The 15,129-nt window shown below is 60.0% G+C and carries 14 protein-coding genes; 3 read left to right on the top strand and 11 right to left on the bottom strand.

What is annotated here, in order from left to right; all coding sequences use genetic code 11:
- Nucleotides 1-91: 91 nt before the first annotated feature.
- Genes ACSQ8V_RS08165 through tauA form a run of 5 tightly spaced genes read right to left on the bottom strand, consistent with a single transcriptional unit; the run spans nt 92 to nt 4,602 of the window.
- Entirely contained in the window at nt 92-424 is a 333-nt protein-coding gene (locus tag ACSQ8V_RS08165; RefSeq protein WP_436181546.1) for a 4Fe-4S binding protein, read from the bottom strand.
- Between the two features lie 15 nt (nt 425-439).
- Complete coding sequence (locus ACSQ8V_RS08160) at nt 440-1,981, bottom strand: FAD-dependent oxidoreductase (RefSeq protein WP_436205405.1); 1,542 nt, start codon at nt 1,979-1,981, stop codon at nt 440-442.
- Nucleotides 1,978-2,820: a taurine ABC transporter permease TauC gene (tauC, locus tag ACSQ8V_RS08155; protein ID WP_436181544.1), complete on the bottom strand. Its 843-nt coding sequence runs from the start codon at nt 2,818-2,820 to the stop codon at nt 1,978-1,980. The genes ACSQ8V_RS08160 and tauC overlap by 4 nt, the downstream gene beginning before the upstream one ends.
- Nucleotides 2,817-3,596 carry a taurine ABC transporter ATP-binding protein gene (locus tag ACSQ8V_RS08150; protein ID WP_436205404.1) on the bottom strand — a complete coding sequence of 260 codons (780 nt, stop codon included), beginning with the start codon at nt 3,594-3,596 and terminating at the stop codon, nt 2,817-2,819. The genes tauC and ACSQ8V_RS08150 overlap by 4 nt, the downstream gene beginning before the upstream one ends.
- Before the next feature lie 4 nt (nt 3,597-3,600).
- Nucleotides 3,601-4,602 (bottom strand): taurine ABC transporter substrate-binding protein, encoded by a 1,002-nt coding sequence (tauA, locus tag ACSQ8V_RS08145; RefSeq protein WP_436205403.1) that lies wholly within the window; start codon nt 4,600-4,602, stop codon nt 3,601-3,603.
- Nucleotides 4,603-4,920: 318 nt separating this feature from the next.
- Here tauA and ACSQ8V_RS08140 point away from each other — a divergent pair, with 318 nt between their 5' ends.
- The 3 genes from ACSQ8V_RS08140 to ACSQ8V_RS08130 all read left to right on the top strand — a co-directional run bounded on the left by ACSQ8V_RS08140 (nt 4,921) and on the right by ACSQ8V_RS08130 (nt 7,383).
- Nucleotides 4,921-5,637 (top strand): GntR family transcriptional regulator, encoded by a 717-nt coding sequence (locus tag ACSQ8V_RS08140; protein WP_436181541.1) that lies wholly within the window; start codon nt 4,921-4,923, stop codon nt 5,635-5,637.
- A 7-nt stretch (nt 5,638-5,644) separates the two neighbouring features.
- The gene (locus tag ACSQ8V_RS08135; protein WP_436205402.1) at nt 5,645-6,883 is read left to right on the top strand and encodes an oxamate carbamoyltransferase subunit AllG family protein; all 1,239 of its coding nucleotides are present in this window, start codon (nt 5,645-5,647) and stop codon (nt 6,881-6,883) included.
- Nucleotides 6,884-6,969: 86 nt separating this feature from the next.
- A complete protein-coding gene (locus ACSQ8V_RS08130) occupies nt 6,970-7,383 on the top strand; it encodes a RidA family protein (RefSeq protein ID WP_436181539.1) in 414 nt (137 codons plus the stop codon).
- A gap of 32 nt (nt 7,384-7,415) precedes the next feature.
- Here the strand turns inward: ACSQ8V_RS08130 and ACSQ8V_RS08125 are convergent, their stop codons facing one another.
- From ACSQ8V_RS08125 to ACSQ8V_RS08100, 6 genes are all read right to left on the bottom strand, one after another.
- On the bottom strand, nt 7,416-9,047 hold the full coding sequence (locus ACSQ8V_RS08125; RefSeq protein ID WP_436205401.1) for a dipeptide ABC transporter ATP-binding protein: 1,632 nt from the start codon (nt 9,045-9,047) through the stop codon (nt 7,416-7,418).
- Nucleotides 9,044-9,820 carry an ABC transporter permease gene (locus ACSQ8V_RS08120; protein WP_436206617.1) on the bottom strand — a complete coding sequence of 259 codons (777 nt, stop codon included), beginning with the start codon at nt 9,818-9,820 and terminating at the stop codon, nt 9,044-9,046. Before ACSQ8V_RS08120 ends, ACSQ8V_RS08125 begins: the two co-directional genes overlap by 4 nt.
- An 80-nt stretch (nt 9,821-9,900) precedes the next feature.
- Nucleotides 9,901-10,842, bottom strand: coding sequence for an ABC transporter permease (locus ACSQ8V_RS08115; RefSeq protein WP_436181537.1), 942 nt, complete (start codon nt 10,840-10,842; stop codon nt 9,901-9,903).
- A 15-nt stretch (nt 10,843-10,857) separates the two neighbouring features.
- Nucleotides 10,858-12,513 (bottom strand): TIGR04028 family ABC transporter substrate-binding protein, encoded by a 1,656-nt coding sequence (locus ACSQ8V_RS08110; RefSeq protein ID WP_436181536.1) that lies wholly within the window; start codon nt 12,511-12,513, stop codon nt 10,858-10,860.
- A 39-nt stretch (nt 12,514-12,552) separates the two neighbouring features.
- Nucleotides 12,553-13,407, bottom strand: coding sequence for a VOC family protein (locus tag ACSQ8V_RS08105; protein WP_436205400.1), 855 nt, complete (start codon nt 13,405-13,407; stop codon nt 12,553-12,555).
- A gap of 360 nt (nt 13,408-13,767) precedes the next feature.
- Nucleotides 13,768-15,081 (bottom strand): acyl-CoA thioester hydrolase/BAAT C-terminal domain-containing protein, encoded by a 1,314-nt coding sequence (locus tag ACSQ8V_RS08100; protein ID WP_436205399.1) that lies wholly within the window; start codon nt 15,079-15,081, stop codon nt 13,768-13,770.
- Nucleotides 15,082-15,129: the final 48 nt, after the last annotated feature.

The raw sequence follows: 15,129 nt of genomic DNA, 5'->3' as shown, positions 1-15,129 counted from the left end.
TATGCCTAACTCCAAAGGGAGGGATTCGTCCATCACATCAGCGCCACGTGTTTGACGATTTTGGTGCAATCTATACTGGCAATACGTATTTTCAAGTCACGCCGATCTCGAACAGACGATGCGTCAGATCATTTTCTGTTCCGCCAGCACGCGCTTTTTTCCAGCCGAGGGCGCGCGCGTAGCTGCCCATCAATCCCTGTTCGATGAGCGTTTCTTCTGACACCGTGACGTGCCCGTCGGCGCACGGGTCGACATACATGGCATCCACGGGACAATATAGTTCGCACATGAAGCACGTTTGACATTGGTCCGGCCGGGCGATGACGGGTATGGCGCCATCGACTGCGTCGAAAACACCTGTCGGGCATACCTCCACGCAGCGATTGCAGGACGTGCAACGGGACTCGCTGATAAGTTCGATCAAGACCGTTTTCCTCGGCTAGTTCGCAACAGCCTCTGTTACGAACGTAAATGTATCGATGCCGGCGACCACTTGCCGGTAATGCTGGGCGTCCGAGCGCGCGGGAAAATCGGTGCGCTGATGCAGGGCCCGCGATTCGGTGCGGCGCAGCCCGCTTCGATACCCAAGGCGGGCCACGTAGAGCATCGCGCGTGCGGACCGCGCGTGCGCGACCGGTGCAGCATGGTCCGCGGGCTCATGCCACGCGCGCTCAAGCGCGTCGAGCGCAATGCCAAGACCCGCTGCGTTGCGAAAGAGATTGGTTTGCAAAGACCAGACGTATTGTTCAACCACCTGACGCGAGAGCTGCGGATCGGACAAGACAGTCATGTCCGTCGCGGGCCGCAATGGCACGGGAGCGTGCGAGCGTTGTCCAACCGCGAAAGCGCTGGCGGCAATGCCTGCCCAGGCGCCCGTCACGATCGCCCATGCCGAGTTAGGCGACCCACCGCCCGTGCGGCCGCCGACCACAACCTCCCGGGAGGTCACATCGCCTGCCGCATAGAGGCCGGGCACATCAGTCGCGCAATCCCGCCCACTCAGCCGGATGCCGCCGGTCCCGCGCACCGTGCCCTCAAGCAGCAAGCTGATCGGAAATCGCTGCGTGAAAGGATCGATACCCTTGCGATCGAAAGGCAGGAAGGCATTGGCCTGGCCGCTGCGCAGCCAACGCTGAATGTCCTTGCTGGCCCGGTCGAAGACGGCGAACACCGGTTCCTCCGCCAGTACTCTTGCGACCGAGACGAACGGCTCGTCGTCGATGACAGGAATCTCGCTGCCGTCCTCTCGCGAGTAGGTGCTCCACACGAACGGAAGCCCTTTGGTCACAGACGAGTGACTCGAGGCCAGCCCATACTGGTTAGAAAACTCCATGCCGGAAAACCGCGCGCCCACCTCTCCCGCTGCGAGATGACCGTCGCCGGTGCATACATTCGTGCCCAGCGCACCGCTCATGAACGCGCAGCCGCCCGTTGCCATCACGGTAGCGTTGGCCTGGACCTGCCATCGGCCCCGGTCCCTCGACACGCCATGAGCCCCCACCACGCGCCCTTCATGGTCGAGCAGACCGAGCATCGGACTGTGATCAAGAATCTGCACGCCGGCTCGTTTGATCTGCAAGCGCATGAAGCGCATGTAGTCGGGTCCGCGCAAGGTCGCGTAGTTGGTGGCGCCCGCTTCCGTCTTCGGGAACGGATAGCCAAGTTCGGCCAGCAAATGCAATTGCTGCACCGCGCCCAGCAGGAGCGCGCCGGTCCAACTGCGTTCGCTAAGACCTCCGCCGGAAAGGAAGCGCTCGGCGAATTCGGCTTCATGGCGCGCCGGGTCGCTGACGTACCAGACATTGTTGTTCGACGCAGCAGCAGCGCCGGACGTGCCGCAATAAGCCTTGTCCGCAAGCACGACGCGTGCGCCCTGGCGCGCCGCGCTCAACGCGGCCCATGTACCCGCCGGGCCGCCGCCGAGTACGAGTACGTCCGCTTGGAGAACGATACTTGCAGCCATCGAATGCGTATCGCTCATGCGTGTCCTTCCCAAGGCACCAGCACGCGCTGGAGATATCGCAATCCCCATTCGAACAGGCCCGCAATCAACGCAATAACGATGATGCCCATGATCACCACGTCGGTGACGAGGAACTGCGCCGCCGACTGGATCATGAAGCCAAGTCCGCGCGTGGCGGCGATCAGCTCCGCCGCAACCAACACCGACCAGCCCACTCCGAGGCTCACGCGAATTCCTGTCAGCACATCTGCAGCGGCTGAAGGCACGACGATATAGCGAATGAGCTGCCACCGTGTCGCGCCCAGCGCCTGAGCGCCACGCAACCGGCTTTGCTTTACCCGTCGCACGCCTTGCTGGGTGGAGATGGTCAGGGGTGCGAAAATCGCCAGCCAGATCAGCAGGATCTTGGAGGGTTCGCCAATTCCACACCAGATCACGATCAGCGGCAGGTACGCAAGCGGCGGCACGGGCCGATAAAATTCGATCAGCGGATCCGCAATTGCGCGCGCGGTCGGATTGAGCCCGATCAGCACGCCAAGCGGCACGGCGGTAACGACCGCCAGCGCGAGCGCGGCAAACACGCGCGACAGGCTCGCGACCGTGTGTTGCCAGAGCGTGGCATCGCTGAAACCATTCACGGAGACATCGACAAACTTGCGGGCTACCGCCACTGGCGAAGGCAGGAACACGGGACTCACGAGCTGAAGCCGGGTAGCGATACTCCAGAACGCGATCACGGCCACGACGGTCGCAATACTGATCAGCCGGTGCCGGTTAAGCGGCAAACGACGGCGCGCCGATGCAGAGGGCTCCAGGCGGGACGCCGGATAGCCGGCCACCTGCTCGATATCGCTCATGGTAGTTCCTCTTCGTCGGCGAAAATCTGGCTTTCGATGTCGTCGCGCAGGCGCAAGAACGCCGGATCGGCCTTGATGGCGCGAGACGTTTCTCCCGCGACGAAACGCTCGCCGAAATCGAGCCGCGGGACCGAGGCAATCCGCCCGGGATTCGCGCGCATGAGGACCAGATCAGTCGCCATGAACAGCGCTTCGGAAATGTCATGCGTGATCATCACCATGCCCTTGCCGCATCGTTTCCAGAGCGTGAGCAAATACTCCTGCATCTTCAGCCGGGTGGACGAATCAAGTGCGCCGAGCGGCTCGTCGAGCAGCAGGAAACGGGGATCGACAGCGAGCGCACGGGCGAGTCCCACACGCTGACGCATACCGCCCGAGATCTTCCAGAGCGGGTACCGGGCGTAAGCGGTCAAGCCGGTCAGATCGAGCAGCGCAGACACGGTCGCGCGCCGCTGCGCCTGTGGCGCGCCAGCGAGGACCAGACCGAAACCAATGTTCTGCTCGACGTTCTGCCAGGGTAGCAACGCATCGTCCTGGAACACCATACCGCGCTCGGAACCCGGTCCCGTGACCGTCTTTGCGTCAAGACTCACGGTTCCCGCCGACGGTGCGATGAACCCCGCGACCACATTGAGCAACGTGGTCTTGCCGCAGCCGGATGGACCGAGCACGACAGTGAAGCTCCCGTCACGCAGGACGAGATCGACCTCCGAGAGAACCGTGTGCGGTCCGCGTGGAGTATCGAACGCAACGCTGAGCGAGTCGATCCGGATCATCGAATTACTTTCCCTCTGCCTGTGTCACGTAGGAAGCCGTGACGGTCGGCGCGTAGTCAGGCAGAACGGCATCCACGCGCTTTTGTTCCTTGAGGAACGCGGACGTATTGGCGAGCGCCTTGGCCGTGCCGCCTCCGAGCAAGGCTGGCGTCGTCTGCTCGCCGAGCAGCGGGAAGGTCGTCCCTTGCAATAATGCAGGCAGGTCCGCCGGGTCTGAACCGCTGATGCGGGCAATCTCCTTCACCTGCAACGTGTCGGCGTTCCACGTCGCACCGTCCTTGCGATACGCGGCATTCTGCGCGCCCGTGACCTTCGCAAAGCTCACGAGGAAGTCCGGATGGGCCTGCGCGAAATCCTTGCGTGCAACCCAGGCGAGGAATGTGGGTGCGCCCCATTTGCATACGTCCGCGGATGTGATCAGGACCTTGCCCGTCTTCGCGATCTTGCCGAGCGCCGGATCCCATATATAGGCGGCGTCGATGTCGCCGCGTTGCCATGCGGCGGCAATTTCCGGCGGCGCCAGGTTCAGGATGGTGACCTTGTTCGCCGGAATGCCCCAGTGCTTGAGTGCTGCGAGCAAGCTGTAATGCGTGGTCGAGACGAACGGAACCGCGACCTTCTTGCCGATTAGGTCCTCCGGCTTCGTAATGTTGCTGCCGTTGCGCACGACCAGCGCTTCGGCGGTGCCGATCTCGGCCGCAATGAAGAAGGTTTCGAGCGGCAGGCCTCGCGTGACGCCTGCGGCAAGCGGACTGCTGCCCGTGAAACCGACCTGTACGTCGCCCGACGCCATGGCTGCAATTACGTCGGCACCATTAGTGAATTTGCGCCAGTCGATCTTGTAGCCGCTCGCCTTCTCATAGAGCCCTTCCGCTTGTGCAATCTTGGACGGCTCGATGTCCGTCTGATAGCCGATGACGACTGTCTTTTCGGCCGCGAGGGCCGCCGATGTGAAGCTGGTCGCCAACGCCAGCAGCGCGGCTGCGCGGATCAGATGCTTGAACATGCTTTACAGCTCCGTTAGTAACATGCAGAAAGGCGGATGAATAAGCGCACGTGAATCAGGTTGTAATAACAACGGTCCGGGTATTGCAGTATAGGAACGACCGAACTCGGATTCAAAGCAACGAATCCTCACTTACTTAGCGGTTTTATAGCTTTAGACAGCCTGTCTCGAGACACTGAGATTGATGTATTCGCGATCCCTCAGCAGGTATAAAAGCCGTTAAACTTGTGTTGGTTTCTTTTTTGTTGTCATAACATCTAAAGCGATAACTTACCGTCAATGCTCATTCAGGATTCCACTTCCCCCTTGTACAAACGTGTGAAAGAACATCTTTGCGCGCGCATGCTCGACGGCACTTATGGCCCCGAGACACAACTTCCGACCGAACAGGCGTTGTGCGACATGTTCGAGGTGAGCCGCATCACTGTCCGGCAGGCGCTTGAAGAGCTGCGTCAGGAGGGCCTCGTCAAGAAAGTGCATGGACGCGGCACGTTTGTCTCGCCGCCGCGTGCCTATCAGAACGTGGACGCCCTGCAGGGATTTTCCGAGGCGATGGCGCCGCTGGGTCACAAGGTCAGCAACCAGCTCGAAGGCTTGCGTTACCTCGAAGCACGCGAAGAGATTCGCTCACGGCTCGATATGGAGGAAGGCGCCCGCGTTGCCGAGATCAAGCGCGTACGGTTCCTGGACGGAGAAGCCATCTCGTTCGAGACCACCTATATTGGCGAACCGCTCGCGAGACAGTTAACCAGCGCCGACCTCGCGACCCAGGATATCTTTCGTCTTCTTGAAGAACGCAGCCAGGTTCGCGTCAATCATGCGAACGTTGCAATGGATGCCATTCCCGCGGACGAAGAAACCGCTGCTGCCTTGGGGCTTGCGCCGCTTACTCCAATACTGAGAATCGAGCGGCATGTGTTCGACGCACACGGCCATCCAATCCTGTTCGAGTACCTGCACTTTCGCGGCGACGCGTTTCAGTACCGGATGCGTATTGACCGTGATCCTGCGTCAAAACGAGCCGCACAACGATGACCTTCCCATGAACAAGTCTGCCAGCGTTAGTTATCCTGTGGATCCTGAGCGCCGACGCATCGCCAACCAGAAAGCGGTGGAACGCATCGGTGCGACGCAGCCAGTGCTGGCTGGCTGTGAGCGCGCGGCCAGCGCACTGAACCTCGCTGACGGCGAACTCGGCCACGCCGGTCCGCCATTCGACGAACTCGCCGAGATTCCTGCCCCGGTACTGAACGCCTTGGCCGGCGCAGCGGTGTACGAAGGCTGGGCCGGCACCCTGGAGGCAGCACGATCAAGCATTCTGCGTGGCGAAATCCCCCTGCGTGCCAACCATGACCTGGGCACCGTCTCGCCAATGAGCGGTGTCGTGCGGCCCAGCCAGATCGTCATGCGCATCGAGAACCGTGCAGGTCCAGGGGTCAAGTATGCAACCCTTGCCGAGGCAGGCCGCCGCGTGCTGCGCTTTGGCCGTTATGACGCGCATGTGGCAGGAGGGCTCCGCTACCTGGACGATGTGGTCGGACCCGCGATCGCACGTGCACTTTCGCCAGGCGGAATGCCGTTGTTGCCACTCATTGCAGAAGGGTTGGCGTTGGGTGACGACGTGCATCAACGCAACGTCGGTGATATGTTTGCATTCGCGCGTCATCTTACAAGCCTCGAGAATTCCGTACGCTCCTGGCTGCTTGGGAATCCTCAGCATTTCCTTAACTATGCGATGGCCGCCGCAAACCTTGCCCTTGATCAGGCGGAAGGGATCGCTGATAGCACCATCGTCACGGCGATATCGCGCAACGGGTTCTCGTGCGGCGTGCGCGTGGCCAGCATGGGCAAGCGCTGGTTCTGCGCGCCGGCAACAATCCCTGATGGACACTTTTTCGCGCCGCATTCGCGCGAAGACGCTCAACACGATCTTGGCGACAGTGCGATCATGGAAACCTTCGGCCTTGGCGGCGCGGTCGCGCACTGCTCGCCGGAACTTGCTCGCATCATGTTGCAAGACTGGCCGTCATCAGAAGCCGCAGGGCGTTCGATGCGGGGGCTGTTCTGGTCCGCCCATCCCCTATTCGCGCCTGCCTTGGCCGGAACGGAAAAAGCAGGACTCGGCCTTGATGTACAGCGAGTGGTCGACGAACAAAGTCCCGTGCGGATTCACACCGGCATCGCCCACCGTGACGGCGGGACGGGATGGATTGGAATCGGCGTGGCGAGCGTCCCACTCAGTTGCTTCGAGCAGGCGCTTAGTGCAGTGGCGGAGTCATGAGCACCCTGCCCTGTGGCCGTATGTCTTGAACAAAAGTAGCCGCTGTGACCAACCCCCAGCACCCCTCATTTCTAAGCACTCGTTCTATGTCCGCAGATAAAATCCACCACTTTGTAGCCGATGCCAGCCCTCCGCCGCCGTCCTCACTGTATTCGCATGCGGTGCAGGCAGCAGGCTGGCTATACGTCACCGGACAGCTTCCAACGGACCCGGATGCGCCCACCGCAGCGCTTGCTCACGGCGTCGAAGAGCAAGCGGATGTCTGCTTCGAGAACCTCACCCGTATCTTGCGACATACCGGATATGGTTACGAGGATGCCGTATTCGTGCGCATCTACCTCAGCGAGTTCGACCGTGATTTCGCCGCGTTCAACGCGGTCTACACGCGCTATTTTCCGCAAGACGGTGTCAGCCTGCCCTCTCGCACTACCGTCGGCGTGGCGCGCCTTGGCAGGGCGGCGCTCGTCGAAATTGATCTGGTCTGCTATCGACAGCCCTGAGCTCGTGCACCTGCGCCTTGCCTGGGAAGATATCAAGCCGCATGCAGGTCCGGGGCCTCAGGAATCGCCAGAATCAACTCGCGCGTGTAATCGCTGCCCGGGTGCTGAAACACCTCTGTCGTAGCGCCGAAATCCACCTGCTGCCCCGCGTGCAGAACCGACACCGTATGTGCAAGCTTGCGAACCGTGTCCAGGTCGTGCGTGATGAACAGGTAAGTCAATCCCAGCTTTTGCTGCAATTGAAACAGGAGACTCAGGATCTGCGCCTGTACGGTGACGTCGAGGGCGGAGGTGGCCTCATCCAGAACCAGAACGGCCGGATTCAATATCAGCGCGCGCGCGATGGCAACTCGTTGCCTCTGTCCCCCGGACAAGGCCCGAGGTTTGCGTTGCAGCACTGAGAGCGGCAGGGCGACGCGCTCGGTCACGGCTTCCACCTGACGTTGCCGTTCTGCTTTCGGCGGTCGATCGAAGTTGAGCAGTGGTTCTTCGATCAGTTGGAACACCGTCTGGCTCGGATCAAGCGACGTGAACGGGTTCTGATACACCAATTGAATCTTCCGGCGAAACAGACGCAACGACTCTCCCCGCAACGCGCTGACATCCATACCCTCCACCAGGATCGTTCCGGCGTCGGGCTTCTGAAAGCCCATCAGCATCCGCGCCAGGGTCGTTTTTCCGGACCCGGACTCGCCCACCAGAGCATGCGTGGTGCCGCATGGAACCGAGAACGAAACTTGATCGACGGCCCGCAATGGTGCGGTCCCCTTGCCTCCGATCGAGAACAGTTTGCTCAAACCCGTGATCTCGATTGCTGGCGCGCTCGCAGCGGCGCCTCGATTGGAAATGGCTGGCGTTGCAGGGAGGAATGACGTCCGGCTGTCCTCAAAAAGCTTCCGGGTATAGGCGTGTTTGGGCGATCGGATAATGGTTTTCGTGTCGCCTTGCTCGACAATCTCGCCTTGGCGCAAAACCACGATCCGGTCGGATCGCGCTGCCGCCACCGATAAATCATGCGTCACGAACAGCACGGCAGTTCCGGTAGCAACACGCAGTTCATCCACCAGGTCAAGAATGCGTTTTTGCACGGTCACGTCGAGCGCGCTGGTCGGCTCGTCGGCAATAATCAGTTCGGGCTGGAGCGCGACGGCAATCGCAATCAGGACACGTTGCTTCATGCCGCCCGACAATTCGTGCGGATATTGTCTGGCTCTTTGTTCCGGGTGATTCAGCCCAACCCGGGTTAACAAGGCCAGAACCCGGGCATCGCGCTCCTTTCTCGACAGACGCTCATGCAATTGCAGGATCTCTCCGACCTGCGTGCCGATGGTTTGAACCGGGTTGAGCGAACTGCCGGGATCCTGAGGAATCAGGCTGACGTGTTTTCCGCGCAGGCCATCCAGGCGCTTGTGCGCCCACTGCGTGATATCGACACCGTTGATGATGATCCTGCCCGTTTCGCGCTCCCCGTTTTCCGCCAACAGCCCGATGATGGCTTGCGCCGTAGTGGTCTTGCCGGAGCCGGATTCCCCCACCAATGCGACCACTTCACCCCGGTTCACCGTCAGTGAAACGTCGTGTACCACGCGCTTTTTCGTGTGACCGTCGCGATAGGCGATGCTGAGATTTTCAAGCGCAAGGACCGGTATGGACGAAGTGCTCATCGGCGGTCTCCTGAGAATGCATGACTGATTCGATTCGCGGCAAGGACCACGGCAATGACGGTGATGCCGGGAAATATTGTCAGCCACCAGGCTGTCGAGATGTAGTTACGTCCTTCCGCAATCATCAGTCCCCACTCCGGGGTGGGCGGGGGTGCGCCGTAACCCAAAAAGCTCAACGTCGAAATCGCAAGAATCGCATTGCCGAACTGGATAGCCGAGAAGGCGAGCACGGGCGTCAACGAGTTGGGCAGGATGTGCCGCCACAGAACCGACAGAAACGTCCCACCGCTTCCGTAGGCCGCTTCTACATAGTCGCTGTAGCGCACTCGTGCCACTTCAGATCGGGAGAGACGCGCGAAGTTGGCGACTGACGTGATGCCTACCGCGATGGCCGCATGGATCGTGCCGAAACCAAGCAAGATGATGATGCTCAAGGCCAGAAGCAAGCCGGGGATGGACAGCAGGACATCCACGATACGCATGACAACACCGTCGGCACGTCCGCCCAACGCCCCCGCAACCAGCCCTAGCGACGTCCCCACGACGAGACCGAGCGCGACGGCCACGAAGGCGCTGCTCAGGGAGTACGAAGCACCCCAGACGATGCGCGCGTAGACGTCCCGCCCGAGCTGGTCCGTACCCAGCCAGTGTCCCGCTTGCGGCGATAACCGCTGCGCGCCGGCAATGCCTTCGGTACCGCTCCATTGTGTGCACGCACTCGGAAACAGCGCCCAGAGAATCACCGTGGCCATCACCAGACAAGCCAGTATCATTCCCGGCGACCCCGTTTTCGAGCGGAAGAAACGCTTGCCGGGCGATGAAGGTCCACGAGAAACGCCGAGATCAACGATGCTCATGGGACAGCCCTGTGAAAAGCTTTTAGTCGAGGATCCAATGCCAATGAAATCAGGTCGACGAAGAGATTGATGAAGACAAACGCGGTGGCGGACAAAATGACGATAGCCTGCAATACCGCCACGTCCTGATTATTCACGGCCCGTTGTGTCAGCGCGCCAAGACCACTCAAGCCAAAGACAGTTTCGGTGATCAATGCGCCAGCGAGTACTTCGCCGAACAGGAGGCCGGCAACGGTCAGCGCGGGCAGCACGGCGTTTCGTGCCACGTGATGAAAGAGCACGCGACGGTAGCTCGCTCCTTTCGAGCGCGCGACGCCGACAAACGGTTGTAGCGCCACCTGATCCAAGCTGCGGATCAAGATTTGCGCAAGCGGCGCTGAAATGGGCACGGACAGCGTAATGACCGGCAAGATCATGCCAACCCATTTCCCGGGGTCGATCACGCGAATCCATCCCAGCCTGAAGGAAAACACCTGAATCAACGCGATGCCCAGCCAGAAGGTCGGGATCGAGACAAATAGCGACGGCAGCGTCTGCAGTGCATTGCGTAACCAACGCAGGCCAACCAGATTTGATGCAAAAGCGATGAGCACCGCCCATATCACCGCCAGTAAAAAGCCTGGCAACGCCAAACGCAAGGTGGCCGGAAGGTTTTCCGCCAGTAACTCGCTGACGGGAACGCCTGCCTGTACCGAATAGCCGAAATTGCCCCGCAATATTGCGCCTAACGTATGGACATACTGCTCCCACAAGGGCGTTGCAGCGCCATACGCTTCACGCATTGCCTGGATTTGCTGAGGGCTCAACCCCAGGTCGGGATTCTGAAACTTGATCAGTATTGCGTCGCCCGGAAGAACCTGTAGCAATACGAACGAAACCGTGAATGCTGCCCACAGTACCAGCAATGCCTGACCAAGTCGGTGGGTGAAATAGCGCATCGTGCCAGCCGCCCTTTAATGTTTCGCGATCCACGCACCGTAGAAGCTTGGGCGGCCAACCGCCTCGAAACTTAAGCCCTTCAACCAAGGCGCACCGGCAAAGACTTGAGGCTCCTCGAAGATAGGAATTACGTATGCCTGGTCGATCAGATAACGTTGGGCATCGCCCGTGAGCGCAAGGCGTTTCTTCGGGTCAGTTTCAGCAGAAATACTCTCCAGTAAGCCATTGAGTTTATCGTCACGAAAGTTTTTCACCTTACTGCTTGATCCGCCCTTTTGCAGCAATGCATCGCGGTTGGTGGGATAGAACTGGCTCTTGATCACGTCGGGGTCTGCACGTCCCACTTCGGACACGACGAGCGCCGTTTTCAGCGGATCGAGATTGTCGACCGTCTTGCTGCCGGCATCACCGGCGAGCACGTTCAAACTGACACCGATCTGCTTCCACTGCTGCGCGACCAGTTGCAGCACTTCCTTGTTCTGCGGCTGGGGAGTTGATTCAAAAACGGTCAACGACAACCGCTGCCCGTCCTTTTGCCGGATCCCGTCACTGCCCGGCTTCCAGCCCGCTTCGTCGAGGAGCTTGCGGGACAGCACCGGATCGAACTTTAATTTATCCGACAGATCCACGAACCCTGCAGCAGACCGGGCAATGACCGACGATGCCGGCGGATAATGAGGCGAGAACAGCGTGTCCACGATCTGTTTGGTATCCGTAGCATGCAACAGTGCTTCCCTGACCTTCAGATCGGCCACGAGCGGATTATCGGGGCGAAAACTGATGCTATCGTTCACGCCGCGCGTGGCTGCCGCATAGATCAGGAAATGTTTCTGGGTCGCCTGGCTCTCATCGTAGGCCTGGACCTGACGCACGGCCCCGGCTTGTCCAGCAAGCAACGCACCAATACGAATGCTGTCTTCCGGCGTGACGATGATCTTGATCTCGTCCAGATTCGCCCGGCCTTGCTGGCTGATATTTTTGGGACCCCACTTATAGTCCTTGCGCACAGTGAGATCCACTTCACGCCCAAGCTTTTCATCGTTTACGACAAACGGACCTGAGCCAATGATGTGGCGGGCCTCACCCAAGGCCTCGAAATTCCGGGCCAGCGTGCTCAGCGAAACCAGCCCGGAGCCGATCGTCGAGGTCCCTTGCAGGAACCCCGGAGACGGCTTCTTGAAGTAAAACTTGACGGTCAGTGGATCAATGACTTCACTGTGATCGTAGTTGTTGATCACCTCGGACACCGGCAGATGATGTTCCTTGTCACCCAGGCCATATGTATCGAAATTTTTCGCCACGGCATTGGCGTCCAATGGCGTGCCGTCGGAAAAAGTCACGCCCGGGCGCAGCTTGAATGTGTATTCCGTCTTGTTGGCATTGCTGCTCCAGCTCTCGGCAATCCACGGTTGTACTTCCAGCGTGTCCGGGTTCTGCCGCGTCAGCTTGTCCGTAATCTGATTGACGATCCCGCCGTTGGGATAGAAACCGGCTGCCGGAGGGTAAAGATTTGTGTGTGGCTGTTGTTCCAGATAAACCAGGGTGCCACCCTGTACCGGCGTCGCCGCCGCGGTGGCGGCCACAGCGGAGCCCGTCGCCGTCAAAAGAACAATCGATGTGCCGAAAACCCGTGCGCGCCCCATGGCATTCAGGCGAAAAAACGACTGCATGTTGAATCCCTTTAGTGACTATTGAGCAAGGTCCCGGAATCAGTGCGGTGCACTGATGAATTGCACTGCCACGCCCACCGCCTCTGCGGCACGAACCACGACCGTGCAGTCCCTTTGTTCCACGAACGACACCTGATTACGCGCCAGCAGCGCGCGAAGCGCGTCTATTGAACGAACTTCAAATGTGAGGGCGACGTTGCGTTCACTGCCGTCATTCGTGGTTTCAACTGGACCAAAGCGTGCCTGCGCCGCTGCCGGCGTGATGAACTGCACGCGTGCACGCCCCGCTTGAAAGGCGACGCCGTCATCGATCGTTTCCAGAATCAGTCGCGAACCAAAGAGCTGCTGGTAGAGCTTCGCCGTATGAGCGGGATGCGCGGACCTGACGATGAAGTCTGTTAAATCAGTGACGCCGTTGGCATGCATCTGCCACTCGTCCCGCCAGACCAATTCCGGTGTGAGATGCTCGCAAAAAAGCGTCCGGCCGTTCCTGACCAGCTCGGCACCAAGACGTACCGTGCGAAACCGTGCCTCTTGCATACCCGTCGAAATTTGCACCGGTCGATGAAACGCTCTCGGCTCCTCGGCACGCAAACCTGCCGCCTGAATTTCGCCAAACAGCTTTTCAGCGTCGGTGGTCGTGAACACCAGGCCATTCAAGCCTTTTGGTGCGTTCACGACATCCTGAGCTGAGTGCGCGTTTTTCGGTTCGAAGCCCAATAACTCAAGATAGTTTTCCTGGAAGATGGAAAGATGGTTACTCGTCCCCAGCGAATGATGACCGCGCTCGGTCAGCGTAAAGCCAAGCTTCTGCCATTGAGTGCTTGCTTCGTCGAGTTCGCCGCGGACATTGATAACCACATGATCGAGTGTAGGAGCGAGTGTGACGCTCACGATGGTCGACTCGTAAAGCGGCTGGCGCCGAGCGTAAGCGGTGATCGCGGATGGCGATTGAATCGTGAGAGCAGGGGCATCGATCTGGCTCCTCCAGTGGGGTGGGCGTCAGGCATCATAATCGTGCTCCTTGAGGCGGAGAACCGATGTTTTGTGCTATCGATATCCCGGTTCGGACGCCAGAAATGAACCGACACCTGTCACTACCGGACGTCGCGATGCGCAAGCCGCTGCAAGGCATGCTTATTGGCGCGCGGGTTCAGAGCGATGTTGAGAAACATGCCGCGATTGAAGGTTCATCCTGCCCGCGGGTCGTCCTGGCTCAAGTGCAATCCCATGCTGAGGTTAAGGATTTTCCGACTAAAAGCACTTGTGGTCCCGCACGGCGGCGTCAAGAAACTCAAGTACCTTAGGCCAGGAATCTTCATTGGCGTGCGCGTTGGCTTCGGGCGTGCCGCCGGCCGTGAGGTCCACCTTTGCCACGGCGTGAGGCTTGACGATACGCGTGGTCGGTACGAACGGAAACTGGATCGAATGCCCGGCGCCCTCGTATCGTAAATGCGTGGCCGGATGCGGGTGTGCCGCCGACCGGATACGTTCGACGATAGTGTCGGCCATATCGGACGAAGGCCAGAAGCCATCGTCTGTTCCTGAGAGCAGCAGGACTGGTCCTGTGATCTTTTCCACTGGAATACGAGCCCGCTCAACGGCGTCCGGGTCACGCAGGGCGGAGACGAAAGCCGGCGACTGGCGCACAGGTGAAACGGTGCTATTGAACGCGGACCAGTCAGCCGTGCGATTGTCTTCCCACACAATGGGCAACGGCGTGTCGTCCAACGTCCACGCCGGCGAGGCTGGATGCTCGCCCGGTTTCCCCGCGCGCAGCGTGCCGTGCACCACTGAACTCGGCACATAACCGATAATCGCCGAGACCTCGGCGCTGAACGTCGCCCCCACCAGCAGCGCGAGTTCAGCGCCGCGTGATTGTCCCGTCAACGCAACGAAGCCATGGGCAGGCGCCAGATGCTGGCGCGTCCAGGCGAGCGCTTTCTTGAAGTATTCGAGCGGTGTCGCGGAGATGTAATCGGGCAGGCCCGGCGCCTGGAAATATCCCAGAGCAAAGCCGGCATATCCGTGCGCGGCAAAGAGCGCCGCGCGAGCTTCGTTGATGCCGCCGCCCGAGCCGTTCAGCACGATCACTACCGGATGCGACCCCTCCCCGGCCGGACGAAACAGCGTGCCGACCAATCCCTGTGCGCGGATCTCCTCGCGTAACACGCCTCCAGCCACTACGTCCTGGATGAGGGACGCAGAGGCACTCGTGCCACCAGCTGCGCTCGCATGCAATTCGATCGTCCGCGGATCGATCGCTTCGTCGCCACGGACGGTCTCCTTACCCTCTTCCAGCGCGAGAGACCAGATCAGGCCGCTCGCCGACGCCTGCCGGTAACTACTGCCTGCTGTCGGCGCAGCACGGCCAAGGTCGAGCGAGCCATCGTTATCCACGATAAAGCTCGCGTGGCTACGCCAGACGCTGCCATCGGCACGTGTCAGCGAGGCGCTGATCTTGACGGGTTGATTCGGCTGGAATTGCGTAAGCCGGATGCTGCGCGGTACATCGATCAAGCCGCGCACGGGTTCGACTATTAGCGCGGGTTGTATTGCTGTCGTCATGTCTGGTCCCTTGTCGTTGGCTTTGTCGTTGCGATTGTCACTACGCCG

Origin of the sequence: Caballeronia sp. LjRoot31 (genome assembly GCF_964253885.1) — a bacterium.
GTDB lineage: Bacteria > Pseudomonadota > Gammaproteobacteria > Burkholderiales > Burkholderiaceae > Caballeronia.
The sequence above is the reverse complement of the archived record's forward strand: the minus strand, read 5'-3'. Positions and strand labels throughout refer to the sequence as shown.

Coding starts and splice junctions, on each gene's coding strand:
- ACSQ8V_RS08135 (WP_436205402.1), top strand. CDS start 5,645: ATGAACAAGTCTGCCAGCGTTAGTTATCCTGTGGATCCTGAGCGCCGA.
- ACSQ8V_RS08120 (WP_436206617.1), bottom strand. CDS start 9,820: ATGATACTGGCTTGTCTGGTGATGGCCACGGTGATTCTCTGGGCGCTG.
- ACSQ8V_RS08115 (WP_436181537.1), bottom strand. CDS start 10,842: ATGCGCTATTTCACCCACCGACTTGGTCAGGCATTGCTGGTACTGTGG.
- ACSQ8V_RS08100 (WP_436205399.1), bottom strand. CDS start 15,081: ATGACGACAGCAATACAACCCGCGCTAATAGTCGAACCCGTGCGCGGC.
- ACSQ8V_RS08125 (WP_436205401.1), bottom strand. CDS start 9,047: ATGAGCACTTCGTCCATACCGGTCCTTGCGCTTGAAAATCTCAGCATC.
- ACSQ8V_RS08110 (WP_436181536.1), bottom strand. CDS start 12,513: ATGCAGTCGTTTTTTCGCCTGAATGCCATGGGGCGCGCACGGGTTTTC.
- tauA (WP_436205403.1), bottom strand. CDS start 4,602: ATGTTCAAGCATCTGATCCGCGCAGCCGCGCTGCTGGCGTTGGCGACC.
- tauC (WP_436181544.1), bottom strand. CDS start 2,820: ATGAGCGATATCGAGCAGGTGGCCGGCTATCCGGCGTCCCGCCTGGAG.
- ACSQ8V_RS08150 (WP_436205404.1), bottom strand. CDS start 3,596: ATGATCCGGATCGACTCGCTCAGCGTTGCGTTCGATACTCCACGCGGA.
- ACSQ8V_RS08130 (WP_436181539.1), top strand. CDS start 6,970: ATGTCCGCAGATAAAATCCACCACTTTGTAGCCGATGCCAGCCCTCCG.
- ACSQ8V_RS08160 (WP_436205405.1), bottom strand. CDS start 1,981: ATGAGCGATACGCATTCGATGGCTGCAAGTATCGTTCTCCAAGCGGAC.